Annotated in this window: 17 protein-coding genes; 3 read left to right on the top strand and 14 right to left on the bottom strand. The window is 71.6% G+C overall.

Features of this window, described 5'->3' with window-relative positions:
- The 3 genes from MLY01S_RS04140 to MLY01S_RS04130 all read right to left on the bottom strand — a co-directional run.
- Nucleotides 1-385 (bottom strand): protein adenylyltransferase SelO family protein (locus MLY01S_RS04140; RefSeq protein ID WP_174520634.1); only part of this gene is annotated, 385 nt, incomplete at its 3' end.
- Between the two features lie 176 nt (nt 386-561).
- On the bottom strand, nt 562-1443 hold the full coding sequence (locus MLY01S_RS04135; RefSeq protein WP_067189582.1) for an HpcH/HpaI aldolase family protein: 882 nt from the start codon (nt 1441-1443) through the stop codon (nt 562-564).
- Between the two features lie 109 nt (nt 1444-1552).
- Complete coding sequence (locus MLY01S_RS04130) at nt 1553-2338, bottom strand: FAA hydrolase family protein (protein ID WP_067189580.1); 786 nt, start codon at nt 2336-2338, stop codon at nt 1553-1555.
- A gap of 189 nt (nt 2339-2527) precedes the next feature.
- Between MLY01S_RS04130 and MLY01S_RS04125 the strand changes: the two genes are divergently transcribed.
- Nucleotides 2528-3427 carry a CoA transferase gene (locus tag MLY01S_RS04125; protein ID WP_167635509.1) on the top strand — a complete coding sequence of 300 codons (900 nt, stop codon included), beginning with the start codon at nt 2528-2530 and terminating at the stop codon, nt 3425-3427.
- Between the two features lie 269 nt (nt 3428-3696).
- Here the strand turns inward: MLY01S_RS04125 and hpaD are convergent, their stop codons facing one another.
- From hpaD to MLY01S_RS04085, 8 genes are all read right to left on the bottom strand, one after another.
- A complete protein-coding gene (hpaD, locus tag MLY01S_RS04120) occupies nt 3697-4860 on the bottom strand; it encodes a 3,4-dihydroxyphenylacetate 2,3-dioxygenase (protein ID WP_067189578.1) in 1164 nt (387 codons plus the stop codon).
- A 193-nt stretch (nt 4861-5053) separates the two neighbouring features.
- On the bottom strand, nt 5054-5836 hold the full coding sequence (locus tag MLY01S_RS04115; RefSeq protein WP_067189576.1) for a hypothetical protein: 783 nt from the start codon (nt 5834-5836) through the stop codon (nt 5054-5056).
- 98 nt (nt 5837-5934) lie between these two features.
- Nucleotides 5935-6270, bottom strand: a complete 336-nt coding sequence (locus MLY01S_RS04110) for a hypothetical protein (protein WP_067189574.1) — start codon at nt 6268-6270, stop codon at nt 5935-5937.
- A 345-nt stretch (nt 6271-6615) separates the two neighbouring features.
- Complete coding sequence (gene hpaE / locus MLY01S_RS04105; protein WP_067189572.1) at nt 6616-8139, bottom strand: 5-carboxymethyl-2-hydroxymuconate semialdehyde dehydrogenase; 1524 nt, start codon at nt 8137-8139, stop codon at nt 6616-6618.
- Nucleotides 8140-8271: 132 nt separating this feature from the next.
- Nucleotides 8272-8997 (bottom strand): GntR family transcriptional regulator, encoded by a 726-nt coding sequence (locus MLY01S_RS04100; RefSeq protein WP_067189588.1) that lies wholly within the window; start codon nt 8995-8997, stop codon nt 8272-8274.
- A gap of 17 nt (nt 8998-9014) precedes the next feature.
- Entirely contained in the window at nt 9015-10679 is a 1665-nt protein-coding gene (locus MLY01S_RS04095) for a fumarylacetoacetate hydrolase family protein (RefSeq protein ID WP_067189570.1), read from the bottom strand.
- A 205-nt stretch (nt 10680-10884) separates the two neighbouring features.
- Complete coding sequence (locus tag MLY01S_RS04090) at nt 10885-12099, bottom strand: aminotransferase-like domain-containing protein (RefSeq protein WP_087134478.1); 1215 nt, start codon at nt 12097-12099, stop codon at nt 10885-10887.
- 87 nt (nt 12100-12186) lie between these two features.
- Entirely contained in the window at nt 12187-13059 is an 873-nt protein-coding gene (locus MLY01S_RS04085) for a GerMN domain-containing protein (RefSeq protein ID WP_067189566.1), read from the bottom strand.
- Between the two features lie 190 nt (nt 13060-13249).
- On the opposite strand from MLY01S_RS04085, the gene MLY01S_RS04080 reads away from it, so the two are divergent.
- Nucleotides 13250-14095, top strand: a complete 846-nt coding sequence (locus MLY01S_RS04080) for an HpcH/HpaI aldolase/citrate lyase family protein (RefSeq protein ID WP_067189565.1) — start codon at nt 13250-13252, stop codon at nt 14093-14095.
- Nucleotides 14096-14311: 216 nt separating this feature from the next.
- Here MLY01S_RS04080 and ald read toward each other — a convergent pair whose 3' ends face one another.
- Complete coding sequence (ald, locus tag MLY01S_RS04075; RefSeq protein WP_067189563.1) at nt 14312-15466, bottom strand: alanine dehydrogenase; 1155 nt, start codon at nt 15464-15466, stop codon at nt 14312-14314.
- 257 nt (nt 15467-15723) lie between these two features.
- On the opposite strand from ald, the gene pdxS reads away from it, so the two are divergent.
- Nucleotides 15724-16665, top strand: coding sequence for a pyridoxal 5'-phosphate synthase lyase subunit PdxS (gene pdxS / locus MLY01S_RS04070; protein WP_067189561.1), 942 nt, complete (start codon nt 15724-15726; stop codon nt 16663-16665).
- Nucleotides 16666-16778: 113 nt separating this feature from the next.
- Here the strand turns inward: pdxS and aceB are convergent, their stop codons facing one another.
- Nucleotides 16779-18458, bottom strand: coding sequence for a malate synthase A (gene aceB / locus MLY01S_RS04065; protein WP_067189586.1), 1680 nt, complete (start codon nt 18456-18458; stop codon nt 16779-16781).
- Between the two features lie 68 nt (nt 18459-18526).
- Nucleotides 18527-19828: an isocitrate lyase gene (gene aceA, locus MLY01S_RS04060; RefSeq protein ID WP_067189559.1), complete on the bottom strand. Its 1302-nt coding sequence runs from the start codon at nt 19826-19828 to the stop codon at nt 18527-18529.
- Between the last annotated feature and the right edge of the window lie 149 nt (nt 19829-19977).

Genomic DNA, 19977 nt, shown 5'->3' with positions numbered 1-19977 from the left:
TGCTGGGGGTGGCGGGGATCTCGCCGAGCAGCAGGGCGCGGCCGTCGCCGAGCACGGGGGAGTAGTGCCCGAACTGGTGTCCCGCATACGCCTGGGCCACCGGCCGGGCGGCGGCGGGGTCCTGGCCCGGGCCGAGCGCCGGGCGCTCGCCGGTCAGCAGACGCAGCCCCTCCTGACTGCGCAGCCACGCCGGGTCCAGGCCGAGCTCGGCGGCCAGCTCCTCGTCCACGACCACGACGCTCGGGCAGATCGGCTCCGCCGCCTGCCAGGGCACGGCGAGCTCCGGGAAGGCGTCGGCGAACACCGAGGCGAGGTGCGGGGCGCAGGAGGGGAGGCCGTCATCGGGAGGGGTGGAGCCGGAGGCGGGGCGGGAAGTGGAGTCCATCGTCCCAGCGTACGGAGCGGGCCGCCCCGGACGGCAGGTGCCGGGTCCTGCGGACAGGGGCCCAGCCTCCCGGGCTCTGGCCGTCCTGGGCGAGGCCACGGCAGACGGTGCCGCGCTCGCCGTCAGTGCTCTGCGGCTCGGCAGCTCCGGCTCAGTACGAGGCGCGGGCCGCCGGCTCAGTAGGAGGCGCGCTCGCCGTCCGCGCCACCCTCGCCGGCCCCGCCGTCGCCGGTCCCGCCCTCGACGGCCGGGCACCAGGTGTCCGCGAGCGCCTCGGCGCCGCGGGCCAGGATCGCCACGTCCGCGCCCACGTTCACGTAGTCGGCGCCGGCGGCCGCGTAGGCCTCCGCCTGGGCCTTCACGAAGGCGTTGACGCCCACGATCTTGCCGGCGGCCTTCACCGCCCCGATGGTCTGCTCTACGGCGGCCACGACGTCCGGGTGGGACTGCTGGCCCAGCAGGCCCATGGAGGCCGAGAGGTCCGAGGGGCCGATGAAGACGCCGTCCACACCGTCCGTCGCGGCGATCTCGGCGGCGTTCTCCACGCCCTTGGCGGTCTCGATCTGGACCATGACGCCCACATGGCAGTCCCCGTCCTTGAGGTAGCCGCCGATCCGGTTCCAGCGGCCCGAACGGGCCAGGGCGGAGCCCACGCCGCGGAGGCCGGGGCGCTCGCCGGCAGCGCCCGGGTAGCGGGCCGCGGCCACGGCGGCGGCGGCCATCTCGGCGTCGTCCACCATCGGCACGATCAGCGTCTGCGCGCCCAGGTCCAGGAACTGCTTGATCGCCACCGGGTCCAGGGCGGGCACACGCACCATGGTGGGCACGCGGTAGCCAGCGATCGTGCGCAGCTGGGCGAGGATGTCCGCCAGCGTCAGCGGGGCGTGCTCGGCGTCGATCAGCAGGTAGTCCATCCCGGCGCCGGCGCAGATCTCCGCGGTGGTGGCGTCGCCGGAGCACAGGAACATGCCGGCGGCCGGGCGGCCTCCGCGCGCGGCCACGGCCTCGGCGGTGAACAGGTCGCGGAACAGGGGCTGGGCGTTGTCGATCACGGGCATCTCACAGGCTCCTGGGGTGTCAGCGTGCGGTGGGGCGGGAGGAGGCGGGCCGTTCCCGGGGCGACGGGCCGTGCCCGAGGCGAGGGGCCGTCGTCGGGAAGCGCGGGGCTCAGGCGAAGCGGCAGGTGATGGTGCCCAGCGGGCCGTAGTCGGCGTACACGGTGTCGCCCTCGTAGACCCACATCGGGCGCGTGAAGGAGCCCGCCAGGACGATCTCGCCGGCCTCGAGTGCGTCGCCGTGCCCGGCGATGCGGTTGGCGAGCCAGTGCACGCCGTTGGCCGGGTGGTTCAGCACGCCCGCGGCCACGCCGGTCTCGATGATCTCCTGGTTGCGGGACAGGACGCCGGCGACCCAGCGCAGGTCCACCTCGTCCACCGTCACCGGGCGGCCGCCGAGCACCATGGAGCCCAGGGCGGCGTTGTCCGAGATGGTGTCCGTGATGGTGCGGCCGGCCATCTCGATGCGCGAGTCCAGCACCTCCAGCGCCGGGACCACGTACTCGGTGGCGCGCAGCACGTCGATCAGGTTCAGGCCCGGGCCGCGCAGCTCATCCTTGAGCACGAAGGCCAGTTCCATCTCGATGCGCGGGTGGGTGTACTTCTTCCACTCGTAGACGTGGCCGGACTCGAAGACCTGGTCGTCGAAGATCACGCCGTAGTCCGGCTCGTCGATGCCTGTGGCGTCCTGCATGGCCTTGGAGGTCAGGCCGATCTTGTGGCCCACCTTGCGGCGGCCGGCCTGAACCTGGCGCTCGGCCCAGATGCGCTGGACGGCGTAGGAGTCCTCGATCTCCATCTCCGGGTAGCGGGCGGTCAGCAGGGGGACCGGTGTGCGGTCGATGCCGGCCTGGTGCAGCTCGTCGGCGATCTTCACGTGCGTCTCGTGGTTCAGCATGGCGCTCCTTGCGTCGGCGAGGGTACAGGGGCTCTGGACAGAATCGTATATGTTCACCGGCGTCACGTTCGTGACGTGCTTCACATCCGCTGGCATGCTGTGGGCAAGACCCACGACGACGGCCGCCTCGCCGGGCCCTTCGCAGCTCCGGTGGAACAGGCCGTCGCCCGAGCCCCCAGGAGGCCCGCCGTGACCGCTGCCGAGACGACCGCGACCGAGGAAGGCGCCGCGAAGGAGCGGGCGGCGGCCCCGGCGCCGCTGCGCCCGCTGGAGGGCGTCACCGTCCTGTCCCTGGCCCCGAACCTGCCCGGCCCGTGGGCGGCCTGGCGGCTGCGGCAGTGGGGCGCACACGTGATCAAGGTGGAGAGCCCGGGCGGGGACATGATGTCCCGCATGTCCACGCTGATCTACGAGCGCTTCTCTGCAGAAATGGAGATCGTCGAGGTCAACCTGAAGAACAAGACGGGGCGGGCACAGCTGGCGAAACTGGCCGACCAGGCCGAGATCCTCGTGACCTCCATGCGCCCCTCGGCGGCCGAGCGGCTCGGCCTGCCCGAGCTTGCGGACCGCATGTCACTGGCCTGGGTGGAGGTCGTCGGCTCGGAGGAGGACCCGGAGGATCCGGGACATGACCTGACCTACCAGGCCGCGAACGGGACGATCGCGGCGGGCGGTCCGGAGGCGCCGCGGCTGCCGGCCGTGCTGCTGGCGGACGTCATGGGCGGCGAGCGGGCCGCCGGCCAGGCGCTGGCCGCACTGCTGCAGCGGAGGGCCAACGTGGCCGGCGGGCACGGCGGCGCCGTCCGCGTGAAGGTCTCCCTCGAACAGGCCGTGCGGGACGCCGCCGTCACCACCGACCTGACGCACGCCGAGGCGATCCTCGGCGGGACCCTGCCCGAGTACGGGATCTACCGCTGCGCCGACGGGTACGTGGCCCTGGCCGCGCTCGAGCCGCACTTCCGCGAGCGTATGGAGGCGCTGCTGGGTACGAGCGCTGAGGAGCTGGCCGCGGTGTTCGCCGAGCAGCCGGCAGAGCACTGGGTGGCCTTCGCCAAGGAGCATGACCTCCCGATCGTACCGGTGACGTGAGTTCAGGCCCCCGCGCCGAACCAGAGGGTTTGTGGTTCGCCGAGCCAGAGGGTTCGGCTGGTTCGCGGGGTGGCGAAGTGTGCGTTTCTTCTGGTTCGCCGAGCCAGAGGGTTCGGCTGGTTCGTGGGGCGGTGAAGTGTGCGTTTCTTCTGGTTCGGCGCAGGGGCGGGGCGCCGGGAGGCAGGCACGGACAGACGGCGACGGCGGCCGCCTGAGGTGGGCGACCGCCGTCGTTGTTCAGCTCAGCGGCCGGAGCCGCGAAGGGAGGGTCAGAGCTGGTTGCCGAGCTTGTACTCGCCCTTCTTCCAGTCCGGCATCTCCTTCTCGTCCTCGGCGCGGGTGTAGGAGAAGCCGTCGGCGCCGATGGTCACGGCCATCTCGGAGTCGTCGGTGCGGGCCACGACCTCCTTGACGTTGCCGTCCAGGTCCAGCACGAGCGAGGCGTCGGTGTACCAGGACGGCACCACCGGGGTGCCCCACCAGTCGCGGCGCTGGTTGTCGTGCACGTCCCAGGTGACGACCGGGTTGTCCGGGTCGCCGGTGTAGTAGTCCTGGGTGTAGATCTCCACGCGGTGTCCGTCCGGGTCGCGCAGGTAGAGGTAGAACGCGTTGGACACGCCGTGGCGGCCCGGGCCGCGCTCGATCGCGTCGGACATGCGCAGCGAGCCGAGCTTGTCGCAGATGGCGAGGATGTTGTGCTTCTCGTGGGTGGCGAAGGCGACGTGGTGCATGCGCGGGCCGTCGCCGCCGGTCATGGCGGTGTCGTGCACGGTGGGCTTGCGGCGCATCCAGGCGGCGTAGACGGTGCCCTTGTCGTCCTGGATGTCCTCGGTGACGCGGAAGCCCAGGTCCTGCATGTAGCGGGCGGCGCGGGGCACGTCCGGGGTGACCTGGTTGAAGTGGTCCAGGCGGACCAGGGCTCCGGGGGAGTAGAGGTCGTAGCGCCAGGCCAGGCGCTCCACGTGCTCCACCTCGTGGAAGAACTCGTACGGGAAGCCCAGCGGGTCCTCGACGCGCACGGAGTCGCCGACGCCCTTCACGAAGCCGTCCTTCCTGCGCTCCACGCGGCAGCCGAGCTCCTCGTAGAAGGCGACGGCCTTGTCCAGGTCCTCGGGGGTGCGCACGCGGTAGGAGAACGCGGCCACGGCGGCCGTCTCGCCCTTGCGGAGCACCAGGTTGTGGTGGATGAACTCCTCCATGGAGCGCAGGTAGACGGTGTTCTCGTCCTCCTCGGTCACCACCAGGTCCAGGACGTCTACGTAGAACTGGCGGGAGGCGGCCAGGTCGGTCACCACGAGCTCCATGTAGGCGCAGCGCAGCACGTCCGGAGCCGGGGACGTCGGGGTGGGAATCGGATTCTCGGTCTTCACCGGGCCCTCCTGGCCCACGTAGAAGCCGGACGAGGTCTTGGTGCGGCCCTCGAGGTTGCTCATGCTCACTCCTGACTCTGGGGTGTGGTGCCGACGGCGACGTCGGTGCGGAGGGTGTGCGCTGGGGCACGTTCCTTCTGACCAAGATCGTATATGATCCTGCGCCGCGGAGGAAGGGGTGAGGGGAGAGGGGCTGCCGAGGGCGAGGTGGGCACAGTTCCCCGCCAACGCGACCGGATTCCGGGGATCTTCGCCCTCAACTCCGGGGAGGACGGGAGGAGGGCGGCTGCACGGCACCGGTGAACATCCCGGCCTTCGCCGGCGGTGGGCCCAACGGTTCGCGCGCGGTGGAGGCACGGAACCACAGCATCGTCCCGGCCATGACCGGCAGTCCGGTGCCGCCGAACAGTCCGCAGATCACAAGCACGGTGCCCTGCGGGACGTCTGCGGTGCCCAGGAGGAACCACCCGCCGATCAGCCCGCCCAGGAACGTGACAAGGAACAGCGGCACCCCCACCAGCAGCCCTGGCAGGAGCCTGCCGGGCTGAGCGGTCATGCGGAGCATGAACAGGGCGCTGGCGGTGGGCCAGCCGAGCATGCCGAGGGCGTGGAGCATGAACACGCTCCACGCGGTCGGGTCCGTGTCCAGCAGGGCGACCGTCGACCCGGGCTCGTGCAGCTCCGCTCCGATCCGGGAGAGCGGCCCCACCACCAGCGCCAGGGAGACGAGCCCGATCGTCTGGGTCAGCAGGAGCAGGCGAAGGAAGCGGGGGCTCTGCGGGATGTAGTCGTCCGAGGCGCCGGTGGCCCGGTGGTAGAGCGGGTAGAAGCCCTGCATCATCGTCCACGCGTAGAGGGCGTAGGCCGGCTCGACGGGGCTGCCGCTGCGGTTGGTGACGGCGCTGAGGCCGCACAGCAGCATCACGACCGCCACGGCCCCGTAGTTCAGCGCCCACAGCAGCGTGCTCTTCGCCGCCGCCCGCACCCAGGAGAACTTTCCCGGTGGGGCGAACTCCGGATTGCGCGTCGGAACAGCCATGATCCCCTCCCCGTCGGTCCTGTCTGGGCCCATCCTGCGGGGCGAGGCCATGGAGGGCAAGGGCAGGGGCAGGGGTCACGTGGAGGCAGGGGACGCAGTCACGTGGAGTCGGGTGCCCACCACGCGTCGCGCACCGCCGGCAGCCCCGCAGCGTGCAGGTCGGCAAGCAGGGCGTCGTACTCCCGGGTCAGCGAATCGCGCAGGGTGCTCGGCCAGGACTCCGGTGGCCGTCCTTCGCCGCCATGCGTGTAGTCGAACGCATCCCCCATGTGGTCGTCCCAGGCCTCGATCCTCGCCTGCAGCTCGGCGGGGACGTCGGCGGACATCAGCGCCGCGGGGGTCGGGGCGTCATCGACCGTGTCCGGCAGATCGATGAAGTTCTCGGCGCCATGGAGGTACGTGAAGCGCACCCGGCCGGGTGGGTGGTTGTGCATGTGCCCCATCATCCCCAGCGTGGCCGCGGAAGGACAAGGCCGGGACTCGACCCTTTCCCGAACGAAAGCGCGCCGGGACTCGACTCTTTCCCGAACGAAAGCGCTGCGGGGCGGGATGACGACGACGGCACTCACCTCCGTGAGGTGAGTGCCGTCGTCGGGGGATCACCGTGTCCGCGGTTCCCGCCCCCTCGCCGTCCCCTCGCCGAACCAGAAGGACTGGTCACTTCAGACAGGCCTGAAGCAGCCGAAGTCTCTGGCTCGACGCCAAAGAGGCGTCTCTGGCTCGGCGCCAAAGGGAAGCCTCTGGCTCGGCGCCGAAACGAGGAGGCCCGGGTCAGCCGGTCACTTGCCCTGCTTGCCGAACACCGGGTTGTGGACCTCGCCGAGGTTGATGTGCACGGCCTGCTGATCGGTGTAGAAGTCGATCGAGCGGTAGCCGCCCTCGTGGCCGAGGCCGGAGGCCTTCACGCCGCCGAACGGGGTGCGCAGGTCCCGCACGTTGTTGGAGTTCAGCCACACCATGCCGGCCTCCACGCTCTGCGCGAAGTTGTGGGCGCGCTTGAGGTCGTTGGTCCAGATGTACGCGGCCAGGCCGTACTTGGTGTTGTTGGCCAGCTGCAGGGCCTCCTCCTCCGTGTCGAAGGGGGTGATGGCCACCACCGGGCCGAAGATCTCCTCCTGGAAGATCCGGGCGTCCGGGGCCACGTCCACGAACACGGTCGGCTGCACGAAGTTGCCCTCGTCGAAGCCCTCCGGGCGTCCGCCGCCGGCCACCAGGCGGGCCTCGGACTTGCCGATCTCCACGTAGGACATGACCTTCTCGAAGTGCTCCGGGTGCACGATCGCGCCGACCTCGGTGGTCTCGTCGTTCGGCAGGCCGACCTTCACGTTCTTCGCCTGGGCGGCGTAGCGCTCCACGAACTCGTCGTAGATGGAGCGCTGGACCAGGATGCGCGAGCCGGCGGTGCAGCGCTCGCCGTTCAGGGAGAACACGCCGAAGATGGTCGCGTCGATCGCGGTCTCCAGGTCCGCGTCCTCGAAGACCACGGCCGGGGACTTGCCGCCGAGCTCCATGGACAGGCCCTTCAGGTGCGGGGCGGCGTTGGCGAAGATGATCTGGCCGGTGCGGGACTCGCCGGTGAAGGAGATCAGCGGCACGTCCGGGTGCTTGACCAGCGGGTCGCCGGCGTAGCCCTCCTCGCCGAAGCCGTTCACCATGTTGAACACGCCCTTCGGCAGGCCCGCCTCCTCGAAGATGCCCGCCCACAGGGAGGCCGAGAGCGGGGTGAACTCGGCGGGCTTGAGCACTACGGAGTTGCCGGTGGCGATGGCCGGGGCCAGCTTCCAGGACTCCAGCATGAACGGGGTGTTCCACGGGGTGATCAGGCCGGCCACGCCGATCGGCTTGCGGTTGACGTAGTTCGCCTGGCGGCCGGGCACCTTGAAGGCGTCGTCGTGCTGGGCCACGATCAGGTCCGCGAAGAAGCGGAAGTTCTCGGCGGCGCGGGCGGCCTGGCCCTTCGCCTGCTTGATCGGCAGGCCGGTGTCGAAGCACTCCATGGCGGCCAGCTGCTCGCCACGGGTCTCCATGATGTCCGCGATCCGGTGCAGCACGCGCGAGCGCTGGCGCGGCAGGGCCTGGGACCACTCGCCGGACTCGAAGGCCTTCTTCGCGGCGGCCACGGCGCGGTCGATGTCCGCGGCCTTGCCGGAGGCGGCCTTCAGGTACGGCTCGTTGGTCACCGGGTCGAGCACGTCGAAGGTGTCGCCGTCGAGCGAGTCCACGAACTCGCCGTCGATGTAGTGGCGCAGGACGTCCGGCAGGCCCTCGGGCTTGCGGGCCTCGATGCTGGTCTTCTCGGTCATGGTGTCTCCTTCGCTTCGGTGCTTCGGGTGCTTCGGTGCTTCGGGTGGGTCGGAAGGGTCGGAAGGGTCGGAAGGGGCGGATGGTCTTCTCGGCTCCTGGAGCCGGCCTCGGCGCCGTCTGCCGCCGGGCGGTCACGTGGACTGCGCGGCGCTGTGCTCCAGGTAGGCGTGCAGGGTGTTCAGACGGTGGGCGCGGGCCGCGGCCTCGATCTGCTCGAAGGGCGCCCCTTCCTCGATCAGGCGCAGCAGCTGCTCGTGCTCGTCCACGGAGGCGTCCGCCCGGCCGGGGACGTACGCGAACGTGGAGGAGCGCAGCGCGGCCAGGCGGTTCCAGCCGCGGTGCACCAGGTCGTGCACGTGCTCGTTCTGGCGGTGCTCGAACAGGATCGAGTGGAAACGGCGGTTGAGCTCGGTGTACGCCACCGGGTCCCACGCCTGCTCCGAGGCGGTCATCGCGCGCATGGCCGCGTTCACCTCACGGGCCGACGCGATGTCCTCGGCGGTCACGTGCGGGGCGCACTGGGCGGTGGAGAAGCCCTCCACCAGCGCCAGCGTCTCCATGGTGTGGCGGTACTCCACCGGGTCGATGCCCACCACGGTGGCGCCCACGTTCCGCTCGTAGGCCACCAGGTTCTCGGACTGCAGGCGGCGGATCGCCTCCCGCACGGGCACCACGGACATCTGAAGCTCCGCGGCGATCTGGGACAGCACCAGCCGGTCGCCCGGCTCGTGGCGCTGGTCCCGGATCCCCTCGAGGATCGCCTGGTAGGCGCGGTCCGCCTTCGAGGCGCTAGTCCCGACGGCGGCCTGTCCCGTCCCGTCCGACCCTCGCCTCGGCGCGGCCTCGCCTCGGGGCATGTCCGTGCCGCCCATGCTCAGGCGTCGCCCTCCGGAGCCGGGGCATCCGGCAGGGTCTTGCGGTACTCGGCGAACGCGGCCTTCCACTGGGCGTTCGGCGGGAACAGGCCGTCCACCGGGTGGCCGTCCTTGACCTGCTCGAAGACCCAGGCGTCCTGCAGCTCCTGCTCGTAGGCGTCGTGGACGACCTCCTCGAGCAGCGCGGGCGGGACGACCACCACACCGTCGTCGTCGCCGATGATGATGTCGCCGGGCTGCACGGTGGTGCCGCCGCAGGCGATGGTGCCGCCGACCTCCCACGGGATGTGGCGACGGCCCAGCACGGCCGGGTGCGTCGCGCCGGCGTACACCTGGATGCCGACCTCGGCCACGGCGGCGGAGTCGCGCACGCCGCCGTCGGTGATCACCGCGTTGGCGCCGTTGACCTGGGCGCGCAGGGCCAGGACGTCCCCGAGGGTGCCGGTGCCGTGCTCGCCGCGGGCCTCCATGACCACCACGTCGTCCGGCTGCACCGAGTCGATGGCCCGCTTCTGGGCGTTGAAGCCGCCGCCGAACTCCTTGGCCAGGTCCTCGCGCTTGGGGACGTAGCGCAGGGTCTTCGCGTAGCCGAGGACGCGCCGGCCTCGGTGGACCGGGCGCGGGCCGTCGATGGTCGCGTTCTGGATGCCGCGCTTCTGCAGCTGGGCCGTGATGGTGGCGACCGCGGTGGCGTTGATCGTGGCGCGCAGCTGAGGGGTCAGCAGGGAGCGGTCCGGCTGCGGGGCGTTCGGCACCCAGTGGCCGTTCTCGTCCACCGCGGACGACGACGGCGCCGCGGCCTGCGCTGCCGGGCCGGCGTCCTCAGTGCTGGACGGCACGGGGCCGGCGGCCTCCGTGTCCACCGGCGGCAGCCCTGCGGCCTGGCGGGACCCCCAGGCCTCCTCGCGCTGGGTGTCGTCCACCTTCGGGCCGTGGCCGAAGGGTGCCATCGGGCGGTCGGAGGCCACGACCTCGGTCACCAGGCGGCCGGTGGTCGGGGCGTCCGGGGCGGTGGGAGCGTCCACCTCGACCTCGACGACGTCGCCCGGCTGGGCCACGGACGAGCCGGCCGGGGTGCCGGTGAGGATGACGTCGCCCTCCTCGAGGGTCATCAGCTGGGACAGGTCGGCCACGAGCTGGCCGAACGGGAAGAGGAGGTCCTCGGTGGTGTCGTCCTGGACGATCTCGCCGTTGACCCAGGTGCGCACGCGCAGCGCCTTCGGGTCCAGGCCCTCGGCGGAGATCACGGCCGGGCCGAGCGGCGTGTAGCCGTCGCCGGACTTGTTCTTCACGTTGGAGCCCTTGTCCGCGTGGCGCAGGTCGTACAGGCCCCAGTCGTTGGCGGCGGTGATGCCGGCGACGTGGCTCCAGCCGTCCTCCGGTGAGACGCGGCGGGCCGGGGTGCCGATGATCAGCGCGATCTCGCCCTCGTAGGCGAGCAGCTCGGTGTCAGCGGGGCGCTCGATGGTGTCGCCCGAGCGGGCGATCGAGGTGCCGGCCTTGATGAAGTAGCCGGGGAACTGGGGGGAGCGGCCGCGCTGGGCGATGCGCGAGGGATAGTTCAGGTGCAGCGCGAGGACCTTGCCCGGGCGGTTCTCGCGGCGGGTGAAGTCGTGCTCCGTGACAGTCGGCGTGGCGGTGTTCTGGCCTGTGCTCTGCGTCATGGCTCGGATCATATACGATCCGCCCGTACCGGGGAAGGGGTGTTCGCCGTCGCCGGAAGGGGGTCGGCCGGCGGGGCACGGCAGGGGCGGTCGGGCACCGGAGGCGAGGGCCGTCGTCGGGCATCAGCATAACGACGACGGCCGCCTCCCCACGCAGGGAGGCGGCCGTCGGCCGGTGGCCGCCCGAAGGGGCCTGCCGAAGGGGTCAGCGGGTGCGCGCGACCGCCTCGTTGACCACGGGCGCCAGGCGCTTCACGCCCTCCACCAGCTTCTCGGCCTCCACGAAGGAGAACGCCAGGCGCAGGGTGGAGTGGGTGCCCTCGACCGGGGTGAACGCGGCACCCGGCACGAAGACGGCGCCGGCCTTGATGCCCTCGGTCATCAGCTCGAGGGTGTCCGCGCCCTCCGGCAGCGAGCCCCAGAGGAAGAAGCCGCCCTGCGGACGGATGAACTCCACTGCGGGGTCCCAGTGCTCCTTCACCGCGTCCCACAGCGCCTCGGCGCGCTCCTTGTAGAGGCCGGAGACCTCGCGGACGTGGCCCTGCCAGTCGAAGTGGTCCACGAACGCGGTGGACAGCATCTGGCCGTGGGTGGAGGCGTGGATGAACGCGGACTCCGCGGACAGGTAGAACTCGCGCTTCAGGGCGGCGGGAACGAGGGCCCAGCCGATGCGCACACCGGGGGAGAAGATCTTGGACATGGTGCCCAGGTAGACCACCTGGTCGCGGTGCTTCGCGGCGATCGGGGCCAGTGGCCGGCCGTCGAAGGCGATCTGGCCGTACGGGTTGTCCTCCACGATGAGCACCCCGTGCTTGGCGCAGATCCGGGCGATCTCGTCGCGGCGGTCCTCCGGCAGCAGGGCGCCGGACGGGTTGGCGAAGGACGGGATGGTGTAGAGGAAGGCCACGCGGCGGCCCTCGGCCTCCATCAGCTCGAGGGTGGCGTCGAGCTCGGCCGGGATGAGGCCGTGTTCGTCCGTGCCGGCGGCCACGGCGTCCAGCTCCCACGTGTTGAAGCTGGTCAGGGCGCCCACGAAGGTGGGGTCCTCCACCACGACGACGTCGCCCGGGTTGGCGAAGGCGCGGCAGGCGGTGTCGATGGCGGCCTGGGAGCCGGGGGTGATGACGACGAGCTCGGGATCGGCGTCCGGGATGCCGTCGCCGGCCATCACGGTGCACGCCGCCTGGCGCATCGGCTCCAGGCCCTGGCCGGGACCGTACTGGAGCGACTCGGTCCCGTGCCGCGAGACGAGCTCGCCGGCCGTCTTGCCGAGCTCGTCCAGGGGCAGGCCCGAAAGCCACGGGTTGCCGCCGGCGAGGGAGACGAGATTGGGGTCCATGGCGATGTCGAAGACATCACGGACCGCGGACTGCTTCACGCCGAGGGCGCGCTGGGAGAGGAAGTCACGACTCTGGGACACGGCACAGAAGGCTAACAGCCGACGCATGCGCGCGCGATGCCCCTGTTCCCTTTCCGCTGTGACAGCCGGCGTATGCGCGCGCGATGCTCAGGGGCCGTTGGGCGGGACGACCGGATGGGTCTGAACACCGTACGAGGGGGAGGCTCCCGGCAGGCTCGGCTGGCCCTCGCCGGGGGCACTCTCGCTGGGCGTCCCCTCGCTGGGGGCCGTCCACCCGGGGGCGCTCTCGCTGGGGGCACCCCCGCCGGGAGCACCCCCGCCGGGGGCACTCTCGCTGGAAGCACCCTCGCCGGGGGCGGGCGTCTCGGACGGCTCCTCCGGTTCCGGGGGAGCGGTGTACTCGTCGCCCGGCTCGTAGGGGAGCAGGCCGAGCACGTCGGCGATGTCCTCGCCGTCCACGGTCACGCGGACCTCGCCCGCGTCCGTGTTCGCGGCGGCGGTGGCCTCCAGCTGGGCGCGGACGCGCTCGGCGTCGCAGGCGTCCTCCACGGTCACGGTGCCGGCGAACTCGAACACCTCGGTGTCGCCGTCGCGGCGGTGGCCGGTGTAGGTGAGGGTCTTCGCGGAGGCGGCCACGGCGTTGGTCAGGGCCGGCTCCCCGTGGGTGCCGGTGGTGTCCTGCAGCAGGAAGTCCATGGCCATGTCCGCAGGGTCCTCGGCCTTGGTCGGCGCGGTCTGCACGGCCACCAGCAGGTCTTGGTCCTGGCAGCCGACGCGCACACCGGAGGTGCCCGGCGGGGCGGACCACACGGGCGCCACGAGATGGACGGTCAGCGGCTGGTAGCCGTCCCGGTCCACCTGGGGGATGCCGGTCTGCTCTGCGGCGCTCGGAGAGCCGCTGCCGTCTCCGGCCGGTGCCTCGTCCGCGGGGGTGCATCCGGCCAGGGCCGCCGTGCCGAGGGCCAGGGAGCCGGCCCAAGCGAGCGCGCGGGCGGCGGGGCGGCGGCCGGTGCGGTGCATGGGCGCTTACTCCTGGCGGGATGTGACGGCGGACGTGCGGGACGGAAGGGGGACGAAGGCGGGCGCGTGCGTGGCGGAGGTGCGGGGCCGTCGTCGTGGGCCCATGCTACCGCCGCCACCGCCGTCCGGCAGGCGAGCACGGACCTCGGGGCCGTGTCCGGCGCGGGCCCGAGCCAGTAGGCTGACGGGCATGCCTCTGCGCAATCGACGTGCCGCCGCCTTGCCCGCCAAGCTCAGCCGCTCCTGGCTGCTGGTCAACGCCGCCAAACCGGAGGACTTCGCTCCGGGACTGGCCTCCGAGGCCGACTCCGTGATCTTCGACCTCGAGGCCGCCGTGCCGGAGGAGCACAAGGAGCAGGCCCGCGCGAACGTGGTGGACGCCCTCTCCAGCGGTATGACCGCGTGGGTGCGCATCTCCGCGACGACCACGGACCACTGGGCGGAGGACCTCGAGGCCCTCAAGGACCTGGAAGGTGTGCGCGGGGTGATCCTGGCCGAGACGGAGGAGCCGGAGCAGGTCACCTTCACCGCCATGCGCCTGCGCGCGGGCACCCCGGTGATCGCCCTGCTCGAGTCCGCCCTCGGCGTGGAGAACGCCACGGCCGTGGCGAGGGCGCCGGGCACCTTCCGCCTGGCCTTCGGCACCAACGACTTCCGCAAGGACGTGGGCGTCGGCGACGACCCGATCGCCATGGCCTACGCCCGTTCCCGCCTGGTCATCGCCTCGCGCGTGGGCGGCCTGCCCGGCGCGATCGACGGGCCGCCCGGCAACACCGACGGCGAGGACGCCGTGGCCGAGACCTCAGGCCTGACCAACACGATGGGCATGACCGGCCGCCTGGTGCTCTCCCGCGACCAGGTGGACTGGGTCAACAAGGCGCTCTCCCCGTCCGAGGACGAGGTCAAGTGGGCCCACGACCTGCTGGACCAGCACGCCGCCGGCGCGGCCGTGGGCGACGGCTCCTACCTGCCGCGCCTGCTGCGCGCCCGGAAGATCGCCGACCTGGCCGACTCCTACGGCCTCTGGAACGCCTGACCCCAGGCGCTTTCGTTCGGGAAACTGTCGAGTCCCCGGGCGTTTTCGTTCGGGAGACCGTCGAGTCCCCGGACGCTTTCGTTCGGGAAGGAGTCGAGTTCCCGGGCGTTTTCGTTCGGGAGACCGTCGAGTTTCGGCGCCCGCACCCCTTTCACCCACGACGGCGGCCGCCCACCTCCGCGAGGTGGGCGGCCGCCGTCGTGGGCCGGCCTCTGCTCAGTCGGTGACGCGCAAGACGTCGTGGACCGGGCGGAGGGTGTCCTGGGACAGGCCGAGGGGCTCGGCGAGGGCATCGAACACGGACTGGTGCTGCAGGGTGCCGTCGACGGTGGACAGGCCCGCGGCGAAGCCCGGGTCCGAGGCGAGCGCTGCCTGCCAGCCCTTCGCGGCGAGCTTCTTCACGTAGGGGAGCGTGGCATTGGTCAGGGCCGCGGTGGAGGTCTGCGGCACCGCGCCGGGCATGTTGGCCACGCAGTACATGACCTTGTCCCCCTGGAGGAACGTCGGGTCGGTGTGGGTGGTGGGCCTCGAGCCGGCGAAGCAGCCGCCCTGGTCGATCGCGATGTCCACGAGCACCGAGCCGGGGCGCATGGACTCGATCATCTGCTCGGTGACCAGCTTCGGGGCGGCGGCGCCCGGAATGAGCACGGAGCCCACCACCAGGTCTGCATCGGTGATCTGCTCGGCGAGGGTGTGGTGGTTCGAGGCGAGGGTGCGGAAGCGGCCCTGGTGCACCAGCTCCAGCTGGGCGAGGCGCTCGAGGTTCACGTCCAGCACGGTGACGTCCGCGCCCATGCCGGCGGCCACCATGGCCGCGTTCTCGCCGGCCACGCCGCCGCCGACCACCACGACCTTCGCACGGCGGGTGCCGGGGACGCCGGGCAGGAGCACGCCGGAGCCGCCCTGGGCCTGCAGCAGGTGGTGGGCGCCCTCGATGGGCGCCAGACGGCCGGCGACCTGGGACATCGGGGCCAGCAGGGGCAGGGTGGTGCCGGCGGCACCGCGGCGGGTGACCATCTCATAGGCGATGGACGTGGTGCCCGCCTCCAGCAGGGCCTTGGCGGTGTCCGGGCAGGCGGCCAGGTGGAGGTAGGTGAACACCACCTGCTCGCGGCGCATGCGCTTGAGCTCCGGGCCCACCGGCTCCTTCACCTTCAGCACCAGGTCTGCGCGCTCCCACACCTCGTCCGCGGTCTCCACGAGCTCCGCGCCGGCGTCCGCATAGGCGTCGTCCGTGACGGATGAGCCGACGCCGGCCCCAGCCTCCACGACCACCGTGTGGCCATCCCGGACCAGCTCGGTCACTCCGGCGGCGGTGAGCGCAACGCGGCGCTCGTTGTCCTTGATCTCTGCAGGCACTCCGATCAGCATGCGGACAGAGTAGGGCGGAGCGGGCCGGAAAGGACAGCATCCAGGGATCGGCGCGCCGTGTGCGCGGGGACGGGCGGTCGGTCCTGTATGACGCGCGGACGTGCCCGCCGGCCGGAGCCTGCCCGGCGGTGGCGGCGCGCGCCGTCACGCGGTGGCACGATGGTCTCTTGGCGCGGGCCCGACGCGAGGCCCGTGAGACATCGGCGGCAGCGGGGCGAAGACGCCCTCCCGCCCGAGCAGATCGGAGAAGCATCCGCATGAGCCAGAACACCACCTCCTTCTCGCCCTCCACCGCCGGCTCTGCCGACGACGGCGCCCGCGGCACCGGCACCACCCGGGTCAAGCGCGGTCTGGCGGACACGCTCAAGGGCGGCGTGATCATGGACGTGGTCACCCCGGAGCAGGCGCGGATCGCCGAGGACGCCGGCGCCGTGGCCGTCATGGCGCTCGAGCGCGTCCCGGCGGACATCCGCGCGCAGGGCGGGGTGGCTCGCATGTCCGATCCGGACCTCATCGACGGGATCGTGGACGCCGTGTCCATCCCCGTGATGGCGAAGGCGCGGATCGGCCACTTCGTGGAGGCCCAGGTGCTGCAGGCCCTCAAGGTGGACTTCATCGACGAGTCCGAGGTGCTCTCCCCGGCGGACTACGTGAACCACATCGACAAGTGGGACTTCGACGTCCCGTTCGTCTGCGGCGCCACCAACCTGGGCGAGGCGCTGCGCCGCATCACCGAGGGCGCGGCCATGATCCGCTCCAAGGGCGAGGCGGGCACCGGCGACGTCTCCGAGGCCGTCAAGCACATCCGCACCATCCGCAAGGAGATCGCCCAGCTGAAGGGGCTGGCGGAGGACGAGCTGTACGTGGCGGCGAAAGAGCTGCAGGCCCCCTATGAGCTGGTGCGCGAGGTGGCCGAGACCGGCACCCTGCCGGTGGTCATGTTCACCGCCGGCGGCGTGGCCACCCCGGCGGACGCCGCCCTGATGATGCAGATGGGCGCGGACGGCGTGTTCGTGGGCTCGGGCATCTTCAAGTCCGGCAACCCGGCCGAGCGTGCCGCGGCGATCGTGAAGGCCACCGCCCAGTTCGACGACCCGCATGCCATCGCCGAGGTCTCCCGTGGCCTGGGCGAGGCCATGGTGGGCATCAACGTGGCGGACCTGCCCGCCCCGCACCGCCTGGCCGAGCGGGGCTGGTGAGCCGAGGCCTGCGCGTGCGTTCGCGCGGTGCCTTCGCGTGCGTTCGCGCGGCGCGGGGGCCGGTGTTCCGCAGCTGAGGAACACCGACCCCCGCGTGAGGCCGGAACGCTGCGTCAGGCGGCGTCGGCGAAGGACCCTGCGCGCCGGCGTGCGGCGGCGGACAGGAACCGCTCGTAGGCCGGGAGGGTGAGGAAGTCCGGGAACTCCTCGGCCAGCGCGACCTCGGTGAAGATCTCCCGGGCGTCGTCGAACCGATCGCCCTCGGAGCGCTCGATCCGGCCGAACTCCTCCTCGGTGAGCTGCTCCACCCACTCCCGGGTCACCGTGCGCTCGCCGCCGTCGGCCAGCCGTGCGGAGGACCCGGCATGGATCCACTGCCAGATCTGGGAGCGGGAGATCTCGGCGGTGGCCGCGTCCTCCATCAGGTTGTGGATGGCGGCGGCGCCGTTGCCCCGCAGCCAGGACTCCACGTAGCGGATGCCGACCTCGATGTTCATGCGCAACCCCTGCTCCGTGATGGACCCGGTGGTGGCCTTGACGTCCACCAGTGCGGCGGCGTCCGGCACCACGTCGTCCCGCTTGCGGGAACGGATCTGGTTCTGGGCGTCCTTCAGGACGTCGTCGAACACCTCCATGGCCACGGGCACCAGGTCCGGGTGGGCCACCCACGAGCCGTCGAAGCCGTCTTCGGCCTCCCGGGTCTTGTCCGCGCGCACCTTGTCCAGCGCGGCGGCGTTGGCCTCCGGGTCCCTGCGGTTGGGGATCTGGGCGGCCATGCCGCCGATGGCGGAAGCGCCGCGCCGGTGGCAGGTGTGCACCAGCAGCTCGGTGTAGGCGCGCATCATCGGCTGGGTCATGGTGACCTCGGACCGGTCCGGGAGGACGAAGTCCTCGCCCCGCTCGCGGAAGGTCTTGATGATGCTGAAGATGTAGTCCCAGCGGCCGGCGTTGAGCCCGGCGGCGTGGTTGCGCAGCTGGTAGAGGATCTCGTCCATCTCGAACGCCGCGGTGATCGTCTCGATCAGCACCGTCGCGCGGATGGTGCCCTGCGGGATCTCCAGGAGGTCCTGGGCCCGGACGAACACGCAGTTCCACCACCGCGCCTCCAGGTGCGACTCCGTCTTCGGCAGGTAGAAGTAGGGGCCGCGGCCGCGGCGCAGCAGCTCCCGCGCATTGTGGAAGAAGTACAGCGCGAAGTCCGCCAGGGCTCCGGAGACGGGGGCGCCGTCCACCAGGATGCGGTCTTCCATCAGGTGCAGGCCGCGGGGCCGGACGATGATGGTGGGGCGGTCCACGAGCTGGACGCCGCCCAGCTTGTACTCCTTGCCCTCGGCCGTGGTCAGGGAGATGGTCCGGCGGATGGCGTCGTGCAGGTTGACCTGTCCGGCGATCACGTTCTCCCAGGAGGGGGTGGAGGAGTCCTCGAAGTCGGCGAGCCAGCACTTCGCCCCGGAGTTCATCGCGTTGATGGTCATCTTGCGGTCCACCGGACCGGTGATCTCCACCCGGCGGTCGCGCAGGCCGGGTGCCAGGGGTGCGACTCTCCAGGAGGCGTCCTCACGCACAGTCCGGGTGGCGGGACGGAAGTCGAGGGGCTCGCCCTCGGCGATGGCGCGCCGGCGCTCCGTGCGCAGCTCCATGAGCTCCTGGCGCCGCGGCTCCATGGCGCGGTGGAGGGTGGCGAGGAACTCCAGCGCGTCACGGGTCAGGACGCGGTCCTGGCCGGGCACGGGGGCGCCGAGCACGCGCACGCCGTTGACGGTGGTGTCGGAGTGGGTGGTCTGCAAGGTCATCATGAGGGGATCCCTTTCGATCTCTGCAGGTCCGGCTGGGCCTGCGGCTCAGCCGGTGGGCCTGCGGCTCAGTGGAACTGACCGGCCTCGGTGGACTCCTTCAGGGCCACGGTGGAGGACTCGGGGTTGATGGCGGTGGAGATGGCGTCGAAGTAGCCGGTGCCGACCTCGCGCTGGTGCTTGGTGGCGGTGTAGCCGCGGGCCTCGTCGGCGAACTCGCGCTCCTGCAGCTCCACGTAGGCGGACATCTGGCGCTCGTTGTAGCCCTTGGCCAGGTCGAACATGGAGTGGTTCAGGGCATGGAAGCCGGCCAGGGTGATGAACTGGAAGGTGAAGCCCATGGCTCCGAGCTCGCGCTGGAACTTCGCGATGGTGTCGTCGTCCAGGTTCTTCTTCCAGTTGAACGAGGGCGAGCAGTTGTAGGCCAGCATCTGGTCCGGGAACTCGGCCTTGACGGCCTCGGCGAAGGACTTCGCCAGCTCGAGGTCCGGGGTGCCGGTCTCCATCCAGATCAGGTCGGAGTAGGGGGCGTAGGCCTTGGCGCGGGCGATGCAGGGCTCGATCCCGTTGCGCACCTTGTAGAAGCCCTCGGCGGTGCGCTCGCCGGTGATGAACTCGGCGTCGCGCTCGTCCACGTCCGAGGTGATCAGGGTGGCGGCCTCGGCGTCCGTGCGGGCCACGATCACCGAGGGGACGCCGGCGACGTCCGCGGCCAGGCGGGCGGCGTTGAGCGTGCGGATGTGCTGGCCGGTGGGGATGAGCACCTTGCCGCCGAGGTGGCCGCACTTCTTCTCCGAGGCCAGCTGGTCCTCCCAGTGCACGCCGGAGGCGCCGGCGGTGATCATCGACTTCATGAGCTCGTAGGCGTTGAGCGGGCCGCCGAAGCCGGCCTCGGCGTCGGCGACGATCGGCACGAGCCAGTCCTCGACGGACTGGATGCCCTCGGAGTGCTCGATCTGGTCCGCCCGCAGCAGGGCGTTGTTGATGCGGCGCACCACCTGCGGCACGGAGTTGGCCGGGTACAGGGACTGGTCCGGGTAGGTGTGGCCGGAGAGGTTGGCGTCGGCCGCCACCTGCCAGCCGGAGAGGTAGACGGCGCGCAGGCCGGCCTTGACCTGCTGCACGGCCTGGTTGCCGGTGAGGGCGCCCAGTGCGTTGGTGAACCTGCCCTCGGCGTGCTCGGCGGTGAGCTGCTCCCAGAGCTTCTCGGAGCCGCGGCGGGCGAGGGTGTGCTCCTCCTGGACGCGGCCCCGGAGGCGGACCACGTCCTCGGCGGTGTAGGTGCGCTCGACGGTGGCCCAGCGGGAGTCGGTGTCCCAGCTCTGCTGCAGCTGCTCGGCGGTGGGGGCGGTGGTGTTCAGGTCGGTCATCGTCCTGGTCCTTTCTGGGTCAAGGGCGGGCTGCTCGGCTGCGGTCTGCGGCGTCGCCTCCCGGGGTGTGGACACCACCCTGGACCCGGACGGAGGCGCCTGGCGGCGATCGGCGCAGGAAATTTCCGCCCCGATTCCCGGTCTGTCAA

This window comes from Micrococcus lylae NBRC 15355, assembly GCF_001570885.1.
Taxonomy (GTDB): domain Bacteria; phylum Actinomycetota; class Actinomycetes; order Actinomycetales; family Micrococcaceae; genus Micrococcus; species Micrococcus lylae.
The sequence above is the reverse complement of the archived record's forward strand: the minus strand, read 5'-3'. Positions and strand labels throughout refer to the sequence as shown.